Origin of the sequence: Aquincola sp. J276, assembly GCF_024700035.1 — a bacterium.
In the GTDB taxonomy this organism is placed as follows: Bacteria; Pseudomonadota; Gammaproteobacteria; order Burkholderiales; family Burkholderiaceae_C; genus Aquincola; species Aquincola tertiaricarbonis.
The window spans coordinates 1,418,216-1,438,829 of record NZ_JAJONC010000001.1; the positions used below are offsets into that span (position 1 = coordinate 1,418,216).

The 20,614-nt window shown below is 64.9% G+C and carries 16 protein-coding genes and 2 rRNA genes; 5 read left to right on the top strand and 13 right to left on the bottom strand.

Going from position 1 to position 20,614, the window contains the following annotated elements:
* Positions 1-84: 84 nt before the first annotated feature.
* Positions 85-762 (bottom strand): RlmE family RNA methyltransferase, encoded by a 678-nt coding sequence (locus LRS14_RS06505; RefSeq protein WP_257799011.1) that lies wholly within the window; start codon positions 760-762, stop codon positions 85-87.
* 20 nt (positions 763-782) lie between these two features.
* Here LRS14_RS06505 and LRS14_RS06510 point away from each other — a divergent pair, with 20 nt between their 5' ends.
* On the top strand, positions 783-1,253 hold the full coding sequence (locus tag LRS14_RS06510) for a YhbY family RNA-binding protein (RefSeq protein WP_257799012.1): 471 nt from the start codon (positions 783-785) through the stop codon (positions 1,251-1,253).
* Here LRS14_RS06510 and LRS14_RS06515 read toward each other — a convergent pair.
* The 5 genes from LRS14_RS06515 to LRS14_RS06535 form a co-directional block, all read right to left on the bottom strand.
* On the bottom strand, positions 1,234-1,665 hold the full coding sequence (locus tag LRS14_RS06515) for a DUF4149 domain-containing protein (protein ID WP_046115693.1): 432 nt from the start codon (positions 1,663-1,665) through the stop codon (positions 1,234-1,236). The two genes, LRS14_RS06510 and LRS14_RS06515, sit on opposite strands and share 20 nt — an antisense overlap.
* 2 nt (positions 1,666-1,667) lie before the next feature.
* Positions 1,668-2,144 (bottom strand): transcription elongation factor GreA, encoded by a 477-nt coding sequence (gene greA, locus LRS14_RS06520; RefSeq protein ID WP_046115694.1) that lies wholly within the window; start codon positions 2,142-2,144, stop codon positions 1,668-1,670.
* 81 nt (positions 2,145-2,225) lie between these two features.
* A complete protein-coding gene (gene carB, locus LRS14_RS06525) occupies positions 2,226-5,492 on the bottom strand; it encodes a carbamoyl-phosphate synthase large subunit (RefSeq protein ID WP_257799013.1) in 3,267 nt (1,088 codons plus the stop codon).
* Positions 5,493-6,644 (bottom strand): glutamine-hydrolyzing carbamoyl-phosphate synthase small subunit, encoded by a 1,152-nt coding sequence (gene carA, locus LRS14_RS06530; protein WP_257799014.1) that lies wholly within the window; start codon positions 6,642-6,644, stop codon positions 5,493-5,495.
* Positions 6,645-6,838: 194 nt separating this feature from the next.
* Positions 6,839-7,243, bottom strand: coding sequence for a heme-binding protein (locus LRS14_RS06535; protein WP_046115697.1), 405 nt, complete (start codon positions 7,241-7,243; stop codon positions 6,839-6,841).
* Positions 7,244-7,373: 130 nt separating this feature from the next.
* Here LRS14_RS06535 and LRS14_RS06540 point away from each other — a divergent pair, with 130 nt between their 5' ends.
* Positions 7,374-8,072, top strand: a complete 699-nt coding sequence (locus LRS14_RS06540; RefSeq protein ID WP_046115698.1) for a Bax inhibitor-1 family protein — start codon at positions 7,374-7,376, stop codon at positions 8,070-8,072.
* Positions 8,073-8,139: 67 nt separating this feature from the next.
* On the opposite strand, the gene rlmD is transcribed toward LRS14_RS06540, so the two are convergent.
* The 5 genes from rlmD to surE are packed head-to-tail and all read right to left on the bottom strand — an operon-like array spanning position 8,140 to position 13,095.
* A complete protein-coding gene (gene rlmD, locus LRS14_RS06545; RefSeq protein ID WP_257799015.1) occupies positions 8,140-9,504 on the bottom strand; it encodes a 23S rRNA (uracil(1939)-C(5))-methyltransferase RlmD in 1,365 nt (454 codons plus the stop codon).
* A gap of 34 nt (positions 9,505-9,538) precedes the next feature.
* Entirely contained in the window at positions 9,539-10,558 is a 1,020-nt protein-coding gene (gene rpoS, locus LRS14_RS06550; protein ID WP_257799016.1) for an RNA polymerase sigma factor RpoS, read from the bottom strand.
* Positions 10,559-10,584: 26 nt separating this feature from the next.
* Positions 10,585-11,508 carry a peptidoglycan DD-metalloendopeptidase family protein gene (locus LRS14_RS06555; protein ID WP_404977578.1) on the bottom strand — a complete coding sequence of 308 codons (924 nt, stop codon included), beginning with the start codon at positions 11,506-11,508 and terminating at the stop codon, positions 10,585-10,587.
* Positions 11,509-11,524: 16 nt separating this feature from the next.
* Positions 11,525-12,346 (bottom strand): protein-L-isoaspartate(D-aspartate) O-methyltransferase, encoded by an 822-nt coding sequence (locus LRS14_RS06560; RefSeq protein ID WP_046115702.1) that lies wholly within the window; start codon positions 12,344-12,346, stop codon positions 11,525-11,527.
* Positions 12,343-13,095 (bottom strand): 5'/3'-nucleotidase SurE, encoded by a 753-nt coding sequence (surE, locus tag LRS14_RS06565; protein ID WP_046115703.1) that lies wholly within the window; start codon positions 13,093-13,095, stop codon positions 12,343-12,345. The genes LRS14_RS06560 and surE overlap by 4 nt, the downstream gene beginning before the upstream one ends.
* 108 nt (positions 13,096-13,203) lie before the next feature.
* On the opposite strand from surE, the gene LRS14_RS06570 reads away from it, so the two are divergent.
* The 3 genes from LRS14_RS06570 to LRS14_RS06580 all read left to right on the top strand — a co-directional run bounded on the left by LRS14_RS06570 (position 13,204) and on the right by LRS14_RS06580 (position 17,345).
* Positions 13,204-14,181, top strand: coding sequence for an NADPH:quinone oxidoreductase family protein (locus LRS14_RS06570; protein WP_257799018.1), 978 nt, complete (start codon positions 13,204-13,206; stop codon positions 14,179-14,181).
* A 116-nt stretch (positions 14,182-14,297) separates the two neighbouring features.
* A complete protein-coding gene (locus tag LRS14_RS06575) occupies positions 14,298-15,032 on the top strand; it encodes a response regulator transcription factor (RefSeq protein WP_046115705.1) in 735 nt (244 codons plus the stop codon).
* A gap of 48 nt (positions 15,033-15,080) precedes the next feature.
* Positions 15,081-17,345, top strand: coding sequence for an ATP-binding protein (locus tag LRS14_RS06580; protein ID WP_257799019.1), 2,265 nt, complete (start codon positions 15,081-15,083; stop codon positions 17,343-17,345).
* A gap of 133 nt (positions 17,346-17,478) precedes the next feature.
* Here the strand turns inward: LRS14_RS06580 and rrf are convergent.
* Positions 17,479-17,591, bottom strand: a 5S ribosomal RNA gene (gene rrf, locus LRS14_RS06585).
* A gap of 127 nt (positions 17,592-17,718) precedes the next feature.
* Positions 17,719-20,591: ribosomal RNA gene (locus tag LRS14_RS06590) — 23S ribosomal RNA — on the bottom strand.
* Positions 20,592-20,614: the final 23 nt, after the last annotated feature.

Below are 20,614 nucleotides of genomic sequence, written 5' to 3' on the forward strand. Positions count from 1 at the left end.
AGTGGACTCAAGTTAACGATCTCCGGTGCATGACCCGTACTGTGTCAGAGCTTTGAAGCAGGGATGACGTGATGAAAGGGGTCGTCATCCCGGCTTCTTCAGACCGATGCCGACGAGAAAGGTTTCAGAGGAACGGTCGCGGGAGGCCTTGGGCTTGATCGGCTTGACCACGCGAAACTGCTTCTTGAACATTTCCACCAGCTGGCTGTAGCCGCTGCCATGGAACACCTTGGCAACCAGCGCGCCTTCTGGCTTGAGGTGGGCCTGCGAGAACTGCAGCGCCAGTTCCACCAGGTGGCCGACGCGGGCAGCGTCCGAGCTCTCGATGCCCGACAGGTTCGGCGCCATGTCCGAGACCACCACATCCACGGCGCGGCCGGCCACTTCCGCCTCCAGCTGCTGCAGCACCTCGTCCTCGCGGAAATCGCCCTGGATGAATCTCACGCCTTCGATGGGCTCGAAGGGCAGCACGTCCAGCGCGATGATGGTGCCATTGAGCTCACCCACCGCCGCACCGCCGGTGCCTGCTTCCTTCGGGGCGAACTTGCGGCGCAGGTACTGGCTCCAGGCGCCCGGCACGGCGCCCAGGTCCACGACCAGCTGGCCGGGCTTGATGAGCCCCAACGCCTCGTCGATTTCCTTGAGCTTGTAGGCCGCGCGGGCGCGGTAGCCCTCGCGCTGGGCCAGCTTGACGTACGGATCGTTCATGTGATCCGCCAACCACGCCTTGTTGACCTTCTTGCTTTTCGTCTTGATTTTCATGCCGCACCGATAATAGGCATATGCCCGCAATCCAACTGACACCTTCGCAGCGCAAGGAACACCGCGCCGCTGCGCATCATCTTGACCCCGTCGTCCTCGTCGGCGGCGACGGCCTCACCCCGGCCGTGACCAAGGAAATCAACAACGCGCTGAACGCCCACGGCCTGATCAAGGTCCGCGTGTTCTCCGACGACCGGGCGGCCCGCGAGGCGATGTTCGCCCAGCTCAGCCACGAGCTGGACGCCGCGCCCATCCAGCACATCGGCAAGCTGCTGGTGCTGTGGCGGCCGATGCCCGAGAAGACCAAGGCCGAGCGGGACGACCGCATGGCCGGCCCGAAGATCGTCAAGATCCTCAAGTTCAGCAAGAGCGGCAATCACCGGCCGCAGATCAAGAAGGTGAAGGTGCTGGGCAACGAACGCGTGACGGCCGGTGGCGAGATCAAGCGCGCCCGCAAGCGCACCACCAGCATCAAGAAGACGACGGCCTGATACCGGCAGCCGGCGCCGCCGCGCGCCAGGCCAGCGCCCCCACCAGCACGCCCTTCAGCGCAAACAGGCCCAGGCTGATGGCGTGCAGCTGGCCGAAGCTGAGCGTGCCCTGCCCTGCACGCGCCGCCACCATCAGCGGCTGCAACGCGTAATAGCCTGCCACGGTGCAGAACAGGGCGCCCAGCGCCAGCCACACACCCACCTGCCGGTCCGGCGCCAGCTTGCGCTCGATCGCAGTCACCACCAGCGCGAGCGCCATGCTCACCACCGCCTCCTGGGCAAAGATGCGCCCGACGATGCGGCCCGCCTCACCGGGCGCCATCGCGAACGCAGCCGGCGTGGCGATGGTGGCGATACAGATGAGCAAACCGGCCCAGAGGGCCGGCAGCAGCATGCGCAGGCGCGGCAGCATCGTCAGATGTACCGGACGTCCACCACTTCGTAGCTCTTGACGCCGCCAGGGGCACGCACCTCTGCGATGTCGCCGTTTTCCTTGCCGATCAGCGCCCGGGCGATGGGCGAACTGATGGAGATCAGGCCCAGCTTCAGGTCGGCCTCGTCGTCGCCCACGATCTGGTAGGTCACCTGGGCGCCGGAGGCTTCTTCCTCCAGGTCGACCGTGGCGCCGAAGACCACGCGGCCGCCGGCGTCCAGCGTGGCGGGGTCGATCACCTGGGCGGCGGCCAGCTTGCCTTCCAGCTCCAGGATGCGGCCTTCGATGAAGCCCTGCTTGTCCTTCGCGGCTTCGTACTCGGCGTTTTCCGACAGGTCGCCCTGGGCACGCGCCTCGGCGATGGCCTGGATCACCGCATGGCGCTCGACGGTCTTCAGGCGATGGAGTTCTTCTTTGAGCTTTTCGAAACCGCGCCGGGTCAGGGGAATGGTGGCCATGTTCAAACCTGCAGAGACAAATGAAAACCGCCGCCGGGGTCGTGGACAACGACCCGGCGGCGGGCGCGAGGTGCGGTCAGTTTAGTGCACTTCGGTTCGCAACCGGGCGTGGAGTTCCTGCAGCGAGGCGACCGTCAGGTCGTCCTGGTGCTTCAGCGCCTCGGTGGCGGCTTCGCAGCCGGCCATCGTGGTGTAGTAGGTCACCCGGTTGGCCAGCGCCGCAGTGCGGATGTAGCGCGAATCGGCGATGGCCGTGCGCGTCTCGTCCACCGTGGTGAACACCAGCTGGATCTCGCCCGCCTTCACCATGTCGGCGATGTGCGGCCGGCCGTCCTTGACCTTGTTCACCGTCTTCACCGGCACGCCGGCCGCCGCAATGGCGGCCGAGGTGCCCTTGGTGGCCACGATGTTGAAGCCCAGGTCGTGCAGGTCGGAAGCCACCTTCACCGCGCGGTCCTTGTCGGTGTTTTTTACCGAGATCACGACCGTGCCCTTGGTGGGCAGCCGCGAGCCGGCGCCGAGCTGGCTCTTCAGCATCGCCTCGCCGAAACTGTCGCCCGCGCCCATCACCTCGCCGGTGGAGCGCATCTCGGGGCCCAGGATCGGATCGACGCCCGGGAACTTGTTGAACGGAAACACCGCTTCCTTGATGCTGAAGTACGGCGGCACGATCTCGCGCGGCGGCTTGCCGTCGGCATTGCGCTGGTCGGCGAGCTTCTGGCCGGCCATGCAGCGTGCCGCGATCTTGGCCAGCGGCTGGCCCGTCGCCTTGCTCACATAGGGCACCGTGCGCGAGGCACGCGGATTGACTTCCAGCACGTAGACCACGGCGTCGTCGCCCTCGCCCTGGATCGCGAACTGCGTGTTCATCAGCCCGACCACGCCCAGCGCCTTGGCCATCACCGCGGCCTGGCGGCGCAGTTCGTCCTGCAGCGCAGGCGACAGCGAGTACGGCGGCAGCGAGCAGGCCGAGTCGCCGGAGTGGATGCCGGCCGCCTCGATGTGCTCCATGATGCCGCCGATCAGCACCTCGGTGCCGTCGCAGATGCAGTCGACGTCGACCTCGATCGCGTCTTCCAGGAAGCGGTCGAGCAGCACCGGCGACTTGTCGCTGACGCGCACGGCTTCGCGCATGTAGCGCTCCAGGTCCTTGTCGCCGTGCACGATCTCCATCGCGCGGCCGCCCAGCACGTAGCTCGGGCGCACCACCAGCGGATAGCCGATCTCGTGGGCCAGGGCCATCGCCTGGTCCTCGGTGCGGGCGGTGCGGTTGGGCGGCTGCTTCAGGCCCAGGTCGTGCAGCAGCTTCTGGAAGCGCTCGCGGTCCTCGGCGATGTCGATGGAGTCGGGCGAGGTACCGATGATCGGCACGCCGTTGGCTTCCAGGTCCAGCGCCAGCTTCAGCGGCGTCTGGCCGCCGTACTGCACGATCACGCCGACCGGCTTTTCCTTGTCGACGATCTCCAGCACGTCTTCCAGCGTCACCGGCTCGAAGTACAGGCGGTCGGAGGTGTCGTAGTCGGTGGAGACGGTTTCCGGGTTGCAGTTGACCATGATGGTCTCGTACCCGTCCTCGCGCATCGCCAGCGCCGCGTGCACGCAGCAGTAGTCGAACTCGATGCCCTGGCCGATGCGGTTCGGCCCGCCGCCCAGCACCATGATCTTGCGCTTGTTGGTGGGCTCGGCCTCGCACTCCTCGTCGTACGTGGAGTACATGTAGGCCGTCTGCGTCGCGAACTCGGCGGCGCAGGTGTCCACCCGCTTGTAGACCGGGCGCACGTTCATCGCATGCCTGGCGCGGCGCACGTCGTGCTGGTTGCTGCCCAGCAGCTTGCCCAGGCGCTTGTCGGAAAAGCCCTTGCGCTTGAGGAACAGGAACTCGTCCTTCGACAGGCTGTCCACCGTGCGGCCGGCCAGCGCCTGCTCGGTCTTCACGATGTCCTCGATCTGCGCCAGGAACCACGGGTCGATCGCGGTTTCCTCGAACACTTCTTCCAGCGTCATGCCGATGCGGAAGGCGTCGCCCAGGTACAGGATGCGCTCGGGACCGGCTTCGCCGATCTCCTGGATGATCTCCTCGCGGTCCGTGGAGCGTTCGGTCAGGCCGTCGATGCCGGTCTCCAGGCCGCGCAGCGCCTTCTGGAAGCTCTCCTGGAAGGTGCGGCCCATGGCCATCACCTCGCCCACCGACTTCATCTGCGTGGTCAGGCGCGAATCGGCCGCCGGGAACTTCTCGAACGCGAAGCGCGGGATCTTGGTGACGACGTAGTCGATGCTGGGCTCGAAGCTCGCCGGCGTGGCGCCACCGGTGATGTCGTTGCGCAGTTCGTCCAGCGTGTAGCCCACCGCCAGCTTGGCCGCGATCTTGGCGATCGGGAAGCCGGTGGCCTTGGAGGCCAGCGCCGACGACCGCGACACCCGCGGGTTCATCTCGATCACCACCATCCGGCCGTTGTCCGGGTTGATCGAGAACTGCACGTTGGAGCCGCCGGTGTCCACGCCGATCTCGCGCAGGATGGCGATCGACGCGTTGCGCAGCAGCTGGTATTCCTTGTCGGACAGCGTCTGCGACGGTGCCACGGTGATCGAGTCGCCGGTGTGGATGCCCATCGGGTCCAGGTTCTCGATCGCGCACACGATGATGCAGTTGTCCGCCTTGTCGCGAACCACTTCCATCTCGTATTCCTTCCAGCCGATCAGCGATTCCTCGATCAGCAGTTCCTTGGTCGGCGACAGGTCGAGGCCGCGCTTGCAGATCTCCTCGAACTCCTCCGGGTTGTAGGCGATGCCGCCGCCGGTGCCGCCCAGCGTGAAGCTGGGACGGATCACCATCGGGAAGCCGTTGCCGCCGATCTGCTGGACGATCTGGCGCTGCACTTCCAGCGCTTCTTCCATCGAGTGGGCGATGCCCGACTTGGCCGAGTCCAGGCCGATGCCGGTCATCGCGTCCTTGAACTTGAGGCGGTCCTCCGCCTTCTCGATGGCCTTCTCGTTGGCGCCGATCATCTCCACGCCGTACTTGGCCAGCACGCCGTGCTTGTGCAGGTCGAGCGCGCAGTTCAGCGCCGTCTGGCCGCCCATGGTGGGCAGCACCGCGTCCGGCCGCTCCTTGGCGATGATCTTCTCGACCACCTGCCAGGTGATGGGCTCGATGTAGGTCACATCGGCCATCTCCGGGTCGGTCATGATGGTCGCCGGGTTGGAGTTGACCAGGATGACCTTGTAGCCCTCGGCCCGCAGCGCCTTGCAGGCCTGGGCGCCGGAATAGTCGAACTCACACGCCTGGCCGATGATGATCGGGCCCGCGCCGATGATGAGGATGCTCTTGAGGTCGGTGCGCTTGGGCATTTACTTTTGCTCCATCAGGCTGACGAAGCGGTCGAACAGGTAACCGATGTCATGCGGACCGGGCGAGGCTTCCGGGTGGCCCTGGAAGCAGAACGCCGGCTTGTCGGTGCGGGCCAGGCCCTGCAGCGTGTTGTCGAACAGGCTCACGTGCGTGGGTCGCAGGTTGTCCGGCAGCGTCTTCTCGTCCACCGCGAAGCCGTGGTTCTGGCTGGTGATGCTCACGCGGCCGCTGTCGAGGTCCTTCACCGGATGGTTGGCCCCGTGGTGGCCGAACTTCATCTTGTAGGTCTTGGCACCCGAGGCCAGCGCCATGATCTGGTGGCCCAGGCAGATGCCGAAGGTGGGCATGCCGGCGGCGATCACCTCGCGCGTGGCTTCGATCGCGTAGTCGCAGGGCTGCGGGTCGCCCGGGCCGTTGGCCAGGAACACTCCGTCGGGCTTCATCTTCAGCACCTCGGCGGCGGGCGTCTGCGCCGGCATCACGGTGATGCGGCAGCCGCGGCTGGCCAGCATGCGCAGGATGTTGCGCTTGACGCCGTAGTCGAAGGCCACCACGTGGAAGCGCGGATCGGCCAGCTTGCCGTAGCCGCTGCCCAGCGCCCACTCCGTTTCCAGCCATTCGTAGGGCTGCGTCGCCGACACCACCTTGGCGAGGTCGAGGCCCGACATGCTGGGCGCGGCCTTGGCCTTGGCGATGGCGTCGTCGATGTGCTGCTGCGTGAGCACCGTGCCGGGCTCGAAGGTCGCGATGCAGCCGTTCTGCGCGCCGGTGGTGCGCAGCACCCGCGTCAGGCGGCGGGTGTCGATGTTGGCGATGCCCACCGTGTTCTCACGGCGCAGGTAGTCGGACAGCGTGGCCGTCTGGCGGAAGTTGGAGACACGCAGCGGCAGGTCCTTGATCACCAGGCCGGCGGCATGCACCTTGGACGCCTCGACGTCCTCCTCGTTGACGCCGTAGCTGCCGATGTGCGGATACGTCAGGGTGACGATCTGGCGGCAGTAGCTCGGGTCGGTGAGAATTTCCTGGTAGCCGGTGAGCGCGGTGTTGAACACCACCTCGCCGACCGTGTGACCGGCAGCGCCGATCGACGCGCCTGAAAAGACCGTGCCGTCTGCGAGTGCGAGCAGTGCGGGAGGCAGGACGGGTAGCAAAGGGAAGGCTCCGAAGCGGTGCGCCCCCTGGTCCTGTTGCGCGAATCCGCACGCGGGCAGGCCTGCGTGCGGCGGCTCGGTTCCGGTGCGAAAAACGTCAGTGGTTTCTCGGGGGCAGCGTGAGAGGGTAAACCTGCTGAGTATAGCCGCCCGGCATCGGACCGAGCCCGATGACCCTTGGACGAATCCTGCCGTCAGCCCAGCGCGGCGATGCCGGCGCGTGCGATCTGGGCGTCTTCGTTCGACTTCACGCCGCTGACACCCACGGCACCCACCACCTGGCCCTGCACCAGCACCGGCACCCCGCCTTCCAGCATGCCTTGCAGCACCGGCGCGCTGAGGAAGGAGACGCGGCCCTGGTTGATCATGTCCTCGTAGCCCTTGCTTTCGCGACGGCCGACGGCGGCGGTGTGCGCCTTGGCCGGCGCGATCTGCGCCGAGATGGGCGCGGCACCATCCAGGCGCTGGAACCACAGCATGTGGCCGCCATCGTCCACGATGGCGATGGACACCGCCCACTGGTTCTTCACGGCCTCGGCTTCGGCGGCGGCGGCGATCTTCTTCACGTCCTCGAGGGACAGGTACGGCTTGGTATTCATGGAAATGTGGGCTGGATGAGGGAACACACGCACTTTACCGGCCTTGGCGGCGCCTTCCGGTGACAGGATGCGGAACTAGAATCGCTCCGCTCGATCAGAGCGCTGTCACATCCCTCTGGAGGCTCCCGCAATGAACGAATCCCTGCAAACCTCGTACCCCGGCTTTGCTGGCGGTGCGGCGCTTGCCGAGCAGCGCAACCGCGTGCTGCGCAACACCTATTGGCTGCTGGCCCTGTCGCTGGTGCCAACGGTGCTGGGCGCGTGGATCGGCGTGAGCACCGGCATTGTCGCGTCGATGGGCATCGGCATCAGCACCATCGTCTTCCTGGTGGGCGCATTCGGCTTCATGTTCGCCATCGAGAAGTTCAAGCACTCGTCGGCTGGCGTCGGCCTGCTGCTGGGCTTCACCTTCTTCATGGGCTTGATGCTTTCGCGCATGCTGGCGGCGGTGCTGGGCTTCAGCAACGGCGCCACGCTGATCATGTACGCCTTCGGCGGCACGGCACTGTCGTTCTTCGCGATGGCTTCGCTGTCGACCATGATCAAGCGCGACCTGTCCGGCATGGGCAAGTTCCTGTTCATCGGCGCGATCATGCTGCTGGTGGCGGGCATCGCGAACATCTTCCTGCAGTCGAGCGCGATGATGCTCACGCTGTCGGTGATCGCGGTGGGCCTGTTCTCGGCCTTCCTGCTCTATGACATGAAGCGCATCATCGATGGCGGCGAGACGAACTACGTCTCGGCCACGCTGGCCATCTACCTGGACCTGTACAACATCTTCCAGAGTCTGCTGGCCATCTTCGGCATCGCAGGCGGCGACCGCGAGTGACACGCGGACAGCTATGAACAAAAGGGGCCTCCGGGCCCCTTTTTCATGCCCGCATCACGCGCCGTCGTCAGGCCGCGGCCGGTGCGCGCTCGAACACCGCGATGCTTTCCACGTGGGCCGTGTGAGGGAACATGTTCACCGCGCCGGCGGCGACGCACCGGTAGCCGGCCTGGTGCACCAGCAGCCCGGCATCGCGCGCCAGCGTGCCGGGATTGCAGCTCACGTAGACGATGCGGCCGGGGGGTGCCCAGCCACCGGTGTCGGTCAGCTGGCAGGCCTCGGCCAGCGCCTTGCACAGCGCCAGCGCACCTTCGCGCGGCGGGTCCACCAGCCACTTGTCGGCCCGCCCGTCCTGCATCAACTGCTGTGGCGTCATCTCGAACAGGTTGCGGGCCACGAAGGCCGTCTTGGCGGCCAGCCCGTTGGCCGCCGCGTTCTCGCGCGAGCGGGCCACCAGCGCCTCGCTGCCCTCGATGCCCAGCACCTCGCGCGCCTGGGTGGCGATCGGCAGGGTGAAATTGCCGAGGCCGCAGAACCAGTCGATCACCCTGTCAGTGGCCTGCGCCTGCAGCAGTCGCAGCGCACGGCCGACCAGCACCGCATTGATGTGCTGGTTCACCTGCGTGAAATCGGTGGGCTTGAAGGGCATGGTCAGGCCGAACTCGGCCAGGCGGTAGCTCAGCACCGGGCCGCCCTCGTCCAGCAGCCGGACGGTGTCAGGACCTTTCGGCTGCAGCCACCATTGCACGCCGTGCTGCCGACCAAAGGCGCGCAGGCGCTGCAGGTCGGCATCGGTCAGCGGCTCTAGGTGGCGCAGCACCAGCGCGGTCACGTCGGTGCCGGCCGCCAGTTCGATCTGCGGCAGCCGCTCGCGCTGGTCCATCGACATCACCAGCTCGCGCAACGGCAGCAGCATCGCGCTCACATGCGCAGGCAGCACGGGGCACACCTTCATGTCGGCGATGTAGCGCGACTTGCGCTCGTGGAAGCCGACGAGCACCTCGCCCTTCTTCACCACGTGGCGCACCGACAGCCGCGCGCGATCGCGGTAGCCCCAGGCCGGCCCTTCGATCGGGCGCAGCACACGCTCTGGCTTCACCTTGCCCAGGTGCCACAGGTTGTCTTCCAGCGTGCGCTGCTTGACCGCCACTTGCGCCGACACATGCAGGTGCTGCATCTTGCAGCCGCCACAGGCGCCGGCGTGCAGTCCGAAATGAGGGCAGCCCGGCTGCACCCGCTGGCTGCTTTCGCGACGCAGGGCCGTCATCGTGGCCTGTTCCCAGGCGTTCTTGCGCCGTCCCACCTGCACCTGCACCTGCTCACCGGGCAGCGCACCTTCGATGAAAACGACCTTGCCCTCTTCGTTGTGGGCGACGCCTTGAGCTTCGAGATCGAGCGATTCGACCGTCAGCCATTCATTCACTTGAGTCATGCACCGGATTATCCGGTGCGGCCCGCCAACGGCTTCAGAACACCGAGTCGCGGTCCACGCCGTGGCGCATCATCCGGCGCTTGAGCTTCAGCAGCGCCTCCTGCTGGATCTGGCGGATGCGCTCGCGCGTCAGGCCCATGCGCTCGGCCAGCACCTCCAGCGTCTCCGGCTCGCGGTCGCGCAGGCCGTAGCGGCCAGACAGCACCTCGCGCTCGCGGTCGTTGAGCTCGGCCAGGCCGTTGTTGAGCAGCGCCTCCACTTCATGGCTGAGGGTGATGCCCATTGGGTCGATGGCCTGTTCATCGGCCACCGTGTCCAGCATCGACTCACCGGCGTCGCGCTCAAGCGGCGCATCGAGCGAGGCGGGCTGCTCGGCGAACTTCAGCAGTTCGGACACCTCGTGCACCGGCCGGCCCACCAGCGACGCGATCGCCTCCACCCGCACCGGCCGCTCGCCTTCCGGGCCATGCGAATGCTCGGCCTCCAGCGTGCGGCGTGCCTTGAGCACCTGGTTCAGCTCGCGCACGATGTGCACCGGCAACCGCACCAGGCGGGCCTGGTGCATGATCGCGCGCTCGATGCTCTGGCGGATCCACCACGAGGCATAGGTGGAGAAACGGAAGCCCCGCTCCGGCTCGAACTTGCCGATGGCATGCATCAGCCCGAGGTTGCCTTCCTCGATGAGGTCGGTCATCGGCAGGCCGCGGCCCAGGTAGTTCTTGGCGATGCTGACGACCAGCCGCAGGTTGCGCTCGATCATCGCCTGCCGGGCAGGGAAGTCGCCGGAGCGTGCCTTGACCGCGGTGTCGTACTCCTCCTGCGGTGTCAGCAGGGGCGCCTTGCGGATTTCGCGCAGGTAGGTCTGCAGCGTGTTGCCGACGTCGCTTTCGCCGGCCGGAATCTCGACCGGCACCTTGGCATCGCTTACATCCGGCTCGGCGCGGAGTTCGATGTCAGGCGTCTCCTCCGGCGTGGGCCTGGCAGGCAGCAGCGGCAAGCGCGCCGCTGCGCTGTCCACCCCATGTCCGTTCTGCGTTTCGATTCGCCTGGTCATGGGTGGATCTCCGCTCCATTGAAGCCTTAACGCGGCGGAAGCAGCCTGGCCGGATCGACCGGACGGCCCTGCTTCCGGATCTCGAAGTGCAGTTGTACACGGTCGGCGTCGCTGGAGCCCATTTCAGCGATCTTCTGGCCCCGCTTGACCGACTGGTCTTCCTTGACCAGCAGGGTCTGGTTGTGCGCGTAGGCCGTCAGGTAGGTGCTGTTGTGCTTGACGATCACCAGGTTGCCATAGCCGCGCAAGCCCGAACCGGCATACACCACCCGGCCATCGGCCGCCGCGAGCACAGGATCGCCTGCTTTGCCAGCGATTGCCAAGCCCTTGTTTCGCGACTCATCGAAACCACTGGTGACAGCGCCGCGTGCAGGCCAGGCCCAGTTGATGTCGTCGTCGCCCGAGGCGCTGGTGACAGTGGCGGTGCGTTCGGGCACGCTGGGCGCCGGCGCGCTGGCGGCGGCGGGCGTGGCAGCCGCCACGCCGGACGCCGCGGACGCGCCGGCCTTGGCGTCCAGCGCACGGCTCTCCACCTTGGCCGGTGGCACGCCGCGCGTGGAAGCGACCGCGGGATCGGTGCCCGGCGGCACCACGCGAACCACCTGCCCGACCTCGATCAGGTTCGGGTTGTCGATGTTGTTCCAGCGCGCGATGTCGCGCCAGTTCTGGCCCGATTCCAGGCCGACGCGGATCAGCGTGTCGCCCGGCTTGACGGTGTAGTAGCCTGGCTTGCCGGCGTTCTCGATGCCGGGCGGTGGCGGCTTGTCGGCTTCCGGCACGGCGGCCACGGGTGCGCGCGCAGCCGAAGGCACGCCCACGCGGTCCTCCACCGGTGCCTTGTTGCGCGGGGAGGCGCAACCTGCCAGCGTGACGGCCAGCACGCAGGCCGCCAACACTCGGAACGAACTCGTCGTACGCCCGGGGACCGGGCGCTGCCAGTGCAATCGCATCAGAAAGGAATCTCCGCTATTCAACGCCGGATTTTAGGGGGACGAAGTTGACGGCATCGTGCTGCCGCCGCACCCACTGCGTCTCGGTCCGGTCGACGATGACCAGGACCTGTCCGCGCCCGCTGGGGGCCTGCATCGGCGCCACCAGACGGCCGCCAACCGCCAGCTGGTCCAGCCAGGCGGCCGGCAGGTCCTCGCCGCCGGCGGCCGCGATGATGCTGTCGTAAGGCGCATTCGGCCCGTGACCGATGCGGCCATCGCCATAGATCAGGCGCAGGTTGTTGCGCCGCAAGGGCGCCAGCAGTTCGCGCGCCTTGTCGTGCAGCGGCTTCAGCCGCTCGATCGAATACACCTGCGTGCCCAGCACCGATAGCAGCGCCGCCTGGTAGCCGCAACCGGTGCCGATCTCCAGCACCTTGCCCAGAGACTCACGCTGCCGTGCGGCGCGGCCCTCCAGCAGCAGCGAGATCATCAGCCCCACCACCGACGGCTTCGAGATCGTCTGGTTGAGGCCGATCGGCAGGCTGGTGTCCTCGTAGGCCTGGGCTGCCAGCGCGGTGTCGACGAAGAAGTGCCGGGGCACCTGGGCCATCGCGGCGAGCACCGGCTCGCAGTGCAGGCCATCGGCGCGCAGGCGGGACACCATGCGCGCCCGCACGCCTTGGGAGTCGAGCCCCAGGCCGCTCGGGGCCGCCTGCTGGCGCGCTGCCACCGCGGCCTCGTGCATCGGCCGCTGCGGGCGCAGCAAGGTCTGGCCGGTGGTGCCGGCCGGTCGCGGACTCTTCTGCGAAGAGGCCTTGGCCAGCGGGATCGGGAACGAACGCGCCCGGGTGGTCATGCCACCGTTCCAAGCGCCTCGCGCCATGCCGGCAGCGCCGCATGGTCCGTGAGGTCGACCTGCAGCGGCGTGATCGACACGCAGCCCGATGCGGTGGCGTGGAAATCGGTGCCCTCCCCGGCTTCACGCGCGTCGCCGGCCGGCCCGATCCAGTAGATGGTCTCGCCGCGCGGATTGGTCTGCCGGATGGCGGGCTCGCTCGCATGGCGGCGGCCCAGCCGGGTGAGCTTGCGCGGCAGTTGGTCCGCATCCGCGCGGTTGGGGATGTTCACGTTGAGGAGCCAGGGCCGGCCTTCCAGCGGCAGCGCCAGCACCTGCTCCACGACGGCACGCGCGACGCGGGCTGCGGCATCCAGGTGCTCCCAGCCCCGCTGAACCTGCGAGAACGCGATGGCCGGCACGCCGAAAAGAAAGCCTTCCATCGCGGCGGCAACGGTGCCTGAATACAGAGTGTCGTCGCCCATGTTGGCGCCGTTGTTGATGCCGGACAGCACCAGATCAGGGCGCTCGGGCAACAGGCCGGTCATCGCCAGATGCACGCTGTCCGACGGCGTGCCGTTCACGTATTGGAAGCCGTTGGCCGCGCGGTAGACCTGCAGCGGCCGCCCCAGCGTCAATGCGTTGGACGTGCCGCTGGCGTTCTGCTCCGGGGCGATGACGTCGATCTGGCCCAGCCCTTCGATGGCCCGCACCAGGGCAGCCAGTCCAGGGGCGAGGTAACCGTCGTCGTTGGCGATGAGGATGCGCATCAGGGCATTGTAGGGATGGGACCGTCGCCTGCGCGACCGCGCCGGGTGGCACCGCTGCCTATCATCCCGCCACGAAACGCGGCGCCGTGCCGCAGCAGGAGACAAGCGATGCAAGCGTGGGTGTGCGACAACCCGGTGGGCGTGGAAGCCCTGCAATGGAAGCAACTGGACATGCCGCAGCCGGCGGCCGGTGAGGTGCGCATCGCCATCCATGCGGCCAGCCTGAACTTCCCCGACCTGCTCATCGTGCAGAACAAGTACCAGGTCAAGCCGCCGCTGCCCTTCGTACCGGGCGCCGAGTTCTCCGGCCGCGTGGACGCCGTGGGCGAGGGTGTGTCGCACCTGCGCGTGGGCGACCCGGTGACGGCCATCGGCGCCACCGGCGGCTTCGCCACCCATGCGTGCGTCAAGGCCGACCGCGTGATACCGCTGCCTTCCGGCTTTGCACTGGAAGATGCCGCCGCGTTCGCGTTCACCTATGGCACCTCGCACCATGCGCTGATGGACCGTGCCGCATTGCAGCCCGGCGAGACCGTGCTGGTGCTCGGTGCCGCCGGCGGGGTCGGCACCTCCGCCATCCAGATTGCCAAGGCCGCGGGGGCGCGGGTGATCGCGGCGGCTTCCAGCGACGAGAAGTGCGCGCTGTGCGCCGAGATCGGTGCCGACGCCACGATCAACTACGCCACCGCCGACCTGCGCGAGGCCTTGAAGGAACTGACGCAAGGCCACGGCCCCGACGTCGTCTACGACCCGGTGGGCGGCGACTTCGCCACCGCGGCCTTCCGCTCGATCGCCTGGCGCGGCCGCTACCTGGTGATCGGCTTTACCGCCGGCACCATTCCGGCCGTGCCCTGGAACCTGCCGTTGCTCAAGGGTGCCTCGGTGGTCGGCGTGTTCTGGGGCGACTTCGTGCGCCGGGAACCCAAGGCCAGCGCCGCGGCCATGGCCCAGTTGGCCGACTGGTACGCGCAGGGCAAGATCAAGCCGGTGATCGACACCCGGCTGCCGATGTCGGAGCTGCACGCCGCCTATGCGCGCATGGGAAGCCGGCAGGTGCGCGGCAAGGTGCTGCTGGTCAACAGCTGAGCCCGCGGCCGCTGTCAATCACCCTCCCCCGGGGGGAAGCTCGATGCGCTACGATGCGCCGCACAATCTGCGGCGCAGAAACACCTGTTTCGGGTGTGGCATGAGGGGGTAGAGCCATGGCCGTCAAGGTCCTGATCCTGGAAGACAATCCGGTCGCACGCAGTTTCCTGTGCCGTGTCGTGAGAGAAAGCTTCAGCGACACCATCGTCATCACCGAGGCGGGCGACCTCGAAAGCGCGCGCAAGCACATCAACCTGACGGGCGGCGCCCGTGGCCTGCACGGCGTCGATCCCTTCAAGCTGATCCTCGTCGACCTCGAGTTGCCTGACGGCAACGGCATGGAACTGCTGGCCGAACTGGTGCACTACCCGGCCACCAAGATCGTCACCACGCTCTACTCCGACGACGACCACCTGTTTCCCGCCCTGCAGCGTGGCGCGGATGGCTACCTGCTCAAGGAAGACCGGTTCGAGGTGCTGGTGGAGGAACTGCAGAAGATCGTGCGGGGCCAGCCCCCGTTGTCCCCCGCCATTGCGCGCCGGCTCCTGACGCACTTCCGTGGCAATCCACAGGAGGGCGCGGCCGTGGATTCGGGCTTTTCCACGCCCTTCGGCTACGCCACCAGCCGACCGGTGCCCATCGAGAAGCCACTGGATCATGAACGGCTCACCCCGCGCGAGAACGAGGTGCTCACGTACCTGAGCAAAGGCTTCACGATCAAGGAGATCGCCAGCCTGATGGGCATCAAGTGGTTCACCGTGAACGACCACATCAAGTCCATCTACAAGAAGCTCAACGTCTCCAGCCGGGCGGAAGCGGCTGTGCTGGCCAGCAAGCAGGGCCTGGTCTGACCGCACACCCCTTGCGCAGGCCACCGCCTGCCCACCGCCGCGCGCTTCATGACCCCCACTGCCCTCCCCTCGCGAGGCGCCGACACGGGCCCTGACTCCAGCTTCGATGCATCCGCATGGGAGCGCACGCTGGGCCGGCCCCTGGGCCACGCGGTCGCGGTCGGCTGGCGAACCCGGGTGGTCGCAGCGGCGGCGCTGCTTGCCTGCCTGGCCGTGTTCCTGCTGGTGCGCGCCCTGGCCGCGACGCCTTCTCTGGGCGCCAGTTGGCGCGTGGACGCCGATGGCCGCCTGATCGCCAGCGCCGTGCCCGCCCGCTCTGGCGCCATCGACGCCGCAGTGGTGGTCGGCATGCTCGACGCCCACGGCCGACCGCTCGCCGTCGCGCCGGGCATGCTGCAGCGCTCGCCTCGCTGGATCGTCGGAGACGACGAGCGGGCGCAACATGCCCGGCTGCATTCGAAGCTCAACGAAGCGGTGAAGCTGGGGCCTATCACCCTCGTGCTGGCTGAGCAATCGCCGGTCGCACTGCGCCCCCATGCCCGCGGCATCGGCGGCTTGGGAGCTGGTTTCTGGCTCATGGCGGGGCTGGCGCTGGCGCTTTTCCTGACGGCTGCCGTCGTCGCTGCCGCGCGCCCGAACGAGCGCAATCTGCTGTATGCCGTCATGGCGACCTGCCAGGCCGCCAATCTTGCGTTCATCGCCGCAGAGTCGGTGCCGGGCCTGTTGCTTCCTCAGTGGCTGTTGGACTGGGACTTCACCGCACGGACTTCCTTGGACCTGGCCACCGGCGCCGCCTTGATCCAGGCCACCGGCATCCACCCACGCACCTTGCGCCATCGCACCGTCATTGCCGCAACGGGATGGATGGTGGCGCTGCTGCTCATGTGGTGGGTATGCACTGGGCAGTTGCCCGGCGCGTGGTGGTGGACTCAGGGCGCAGCCATCGCTGCAGGACTGGTGGCCATCGCGCAGCTTCAGCAGGCACGCAAGCTGGAGCCTCATCCCGCCTCCCTGCTGTTGCGTCGTTTGGCCACCGTCGCCGTGTCCACGCTGGGCCTGCTCACCGTCGCGATGGCGACCGCTTCCGGCAGCACCGCCAACGCACACCTTGCCACCGCCATCGGCTCGACGGTGTGGGTGGTGTTCCTGGCATCGCTGCTGGCACTGCTGCCCTTTCTATCGCGGTCGCAGCAGGTCCTGCGCGAATTTTCGATGCTGGCGGGCGTCAGCACCGTTGCCACTTCGCTCGACCTGCTGTTCGTGGCCTTGTTTTCCCTCGGTCAATTCGCCTCGGTGACGCTGGCGCTGTTCATCTCAGTCGCCATCTATGCCGGCGTCCGCCAGTGGCTGCTGAACCGCATCATGGACAGTACCGTACTCACCACCGAGCGCGCGTTCGAGCAGCTTTACCGCTTGGCGCGTGAGGTAGAGCGGCAGCCCGAGCATGTAGGCGAGCGGTTGTGCCAGTTGCTGCGCGAATTGTTCGAGCCCATGGAAACGATGCTGGTGGCCAGATCACTGCCCTTCGCACGCGTGGCGGGCGACGGCTCCACCCTCATCGTGCCGGTCCCGCCGGTGCCGGGTGCCCATGAGCAGCCAGACGCCACGGTCGTGCTTCGGTATGCCAGAAAAGGCACCCGCCTGTTTTGCGACGAGGACGCCCGGCTGGCTGACCGCATCTGCGAGCAGCTCAAGCGCGCCGTGGCCTTCGATCAAGCGGTGGAACAGGGCAGGAGTGAAGAGCGCATGCGGCTGGCGCAGGATTTGCACGACGACATTGGTGCTCGCCTGCTGACGCTGATGTATCGCGCCCCGGATGCCGAGACCGAAGAATATGTGCGCCACACGCTGAAGGACCTAAAAACACTGACCCGAGGGCTCGCCGCATCCAACCACAGACTGTCCCACGCCGCGGCGGAATGGAAGGCGGATATCGCTCAACGCCTGAATGCTGCGAACTGCCAGCTCGCATGGTCCTTTTCCGCCGACAGGGACCTGGTATTGAACGTCGTTCAATGGTCTGCACTCACACGCGCCCTGCGCGAGCTCATCAACAACATCATCAGCCATGCCCAGGCGTCGCGTGTCGAAGTAGATGCCTCGCTCCAGCATGGCCAGTTCACCATCACGGTGAGGGACAACGGCGTTGGTGGCCCACCTTCGGCCTGGACACATGGTCTGGGTTTGAACGGCGTCAGGAAGCGAGTTCGGCAGTTGGGGGGCCACGTCGAATGGCAGCAGCGATCTGCGGGGGGCATCCAGTGCCGCATATGGATTCCAGCGCTCGGTGCCGAGAACAAAAACTTCAACTGAAGCGACTCGCGTGCAACGCAATGTGCGGCCCTCAGGGGCGCATGTCTTGCGCCTCACCCCGATTTAGCTGCCCCCAAAAGGCAAAAACCCCCGCACAACTATTCGTTATGCGGGGGCATGCGCTGGGTAAATAGCCTGACGATGTCCTACTTTCACACGGGAACCCGCACTATCATCGGCGCTGAGGCGTTTCACTGTCCTGTTCGGGATGGGAAGGAGTGGGACCACCTCGCTATGGTCATCAGGCTTGACGGGTTGCCGGGTTGACGCCTGTTGGGTCAGCCCAGCCAATTCAAAGAGTGTAATCAGTATTCAACGATTGCGCCAAGGTTTGGCATAACGTGATCTTTGACGGTCGTGTTGTCAAAGTTATAGGGTCAAGCCTCACGAGCAATTAGTACTGGTTAGCTTAACGCATTACTGCGCTTCCACACCCAGCCTATCAACGTCCTGGTCTCGAACGACTCTTCAGGGGGCTCAAGGCCCCGGCAAGACTCATCTTGAGACGAGTTTCCCGCTTAGATGCTTTCAGCGGTTATCTCTTCCGCACTTAGCTACTCGGCAATGCCACTGGCGTGACAACCGATACACCAGAGGTGCGTCCACTCCGGTCCTCTCGTACTAGGAGCAGGCTCTCTCAATCTTGCAGCGCCCACGGAAGATAGGGACCAAACTGTCTCACGACGTTTTAAACCCAGCTCACGTACCTCTTTAAATGGCGAACAGCCATACCCTTGGGACCGGCTACAGCCCCAGGATGAGATGAGCCGACATCGAGGTGCCAAACACCGCCGTCGATATGAACTCTTGGGCGGTATCAGCCTGTTATCCCCAGAGTACCTTTTATCCGTTGAGCGATGGCCCTTCCATACAGAACCACCGGATCACTTTGTCCTACTTTCGTACCTGCTCGACTTGTCAGTCTCGCAGTCAAGCACGCTTATGCCAATGCACTATCAGCACGATTTCCGACCGTGCCTAGCGTACCTTCGAACTCCTCCGTTACACTTTGGGAGGAGACCGCCCCAGTCAAACTGCCCACCATACACTGTCCCCAACCCGGATCACGGGCCAAGGTTAGAACCTCAAACACACCAGGGTGGTATTTCAACGTCGGCTCCACCCAATCTAGCGACTGGGTTTCAAAGCCTCCCACCTATCCTACACAGATCTGTTCAAAGTCCAATGTAAAGCTACAGTAAAGGTTCATGGGGTCTTTCCGTCTTTCCGCGGGGAGATTGCATCATCACAAACATTTCAACTTCGCTGAGTCTCTGGAGGAGACAGTGTGGCCATCGTTACGCCATTCGTGCAGGTCGGAACTTACCCGACAAGGAATTTCGCTACCTTAGGACCGTTATAGTTACGGCCGCCGTTTACTGGGACTTCAATCAAGAGCTTGCACCCCATCATTTAATCTTCCAGCACCGGGCAGGCGTCACACCCTATACGTCGACTTTCGTCTTTGCAGAGTGCTGTGTTTTTAATAAACAGTCGCAGCCACCGATTCTTTGCAACCTCATTGGGCTCCCCAAGTAAATGGTTCACCTACTAAAGGCACACCTTCTTCCGAAGTTACGGTGTCAATTTGCCGAGTTCCTTCTCCAGAGTTCTCTCAAGCGCCTTAGAATACTCATCTCGCGCACCAGTGTCGGTTTGCGGTACGGTCGCGTGCAGCTGAAGCTTAGTGGCTTTTCCTGGAAGCAGGGTATCACTCACTTCGGAGGCAAGCCTCCTCGTTATCACACCTCAGCTAAGCCCTCCGGATTTGCCTAGAGGGCACGCCTACATGCTTGAACCGGGATATCCAACACCCGGCTGAGCTAACCTTCTCCGTCCCCACATCGCACTGCACGTCGGTACAGGAATATTGACCTGTTTCCCATCAGCTACGCATCTCTGCCTCGCCTTAGGGGCCGACTCACCCTACGCCGATGAACGTTGCGTAGGAAACCTTGCGCTTTCGGCGAGGGGGCTTTTCACCCCCTTTAACGCTACTCATGTCAGCATTCGCACTTCTGATACCTCCAGCAGACCTCACGATCCACCTTCACAGGCGTACAGAACGCTCTCCTACCGCGCATCTTGCGATGCACCCGCAGCTTCGGTAACTGGCTTAGCCCCGTTACATCTTCCGCGCAGGACGACTCGATCAGTGAGCTATTACGCTTTCTTTAAATGATGGCTGCTTCTAAGCCAACATCCTGACTGTTTTAGCCTTCCCACTTCGTTTCCCACTTAGCCAATTTTAGGGACCTTAGCTGGCGGTCTGGGTTGTTTCCCTCTTGTGTCCGGACGTTAGCACCCGGTGCACTGTCTCCCAAGCTGTACTCATCGGTATTCGGAGTTTGCAATGGTTTGGTAAGTCGCCATGACCCCCTAGCCATAACAGTGCTCTACCCCCGATGGTAATACTTGAGGCACTACCTAAATAGTTTTCGGAGAGAACCAGCTATCTCCAGGTTTGTTTAGCCTTTCACCCCTATCCACAGCTCATCCGCTAGTTTTGCAACACTAGTCGGTTCGGACCTCCAGCACCTGTTACGGTACCTTCATCCTGGCCATGGATAGATCACCTGGTTTCGGGTCTACACCCAGCGACTGAACGCCCTATTCGGACTCGATTTCTCTACGCCTTCCCTATTCGGTTAAGCTCGCCACTGAATGTAAGTCGCTGACCCATTATACAAAAGGTACGCCGTCACCTTGCGGCTCCGACTTTTTGTATGCATGCGGTTTCAGGATCTATTTCACTCCCCTCCCGGGGTTCTTTTCGCCTTTCCCTCACGGTACTAGTTCACTATCGGTCGATTACGAGTATTTAGCCTTGGAGGATGGTCCCCCCATCTTCAGACAGGATTTCACGTGTCCCGCCCTACTTGTCGCACGCCTAGTTCCACAGCCTACTTTTTTCATACGGGGCTATCACCCGCTATGGCCAGCCTTTCCAGACTGTTCTGATAAGTGAGCTGCTAAAACGTGCAGGCTCTTCCGATTTCGCTCGCCACTACTTTCGGAATCTCGGTTGATGTCTTTTCCTCGAGCTACTGAGATGTTTCAGTTCACCCGGTTCGCCTCGCATGACTATGTATTCATCATGCGATACCCCTAAGGGTGGGTTTCCCCATTCGGAAATCTCCGGATCAAAGCTAATTTGCCAGCTCCCCGAAGCTTATCGCAGGCTATCACGTCCTTCGTCGCCTGTAATCGCCAAGGCATCCACCACATGCACTTAGTCACTTGACCCTATAACTTTGACACCTCACGCT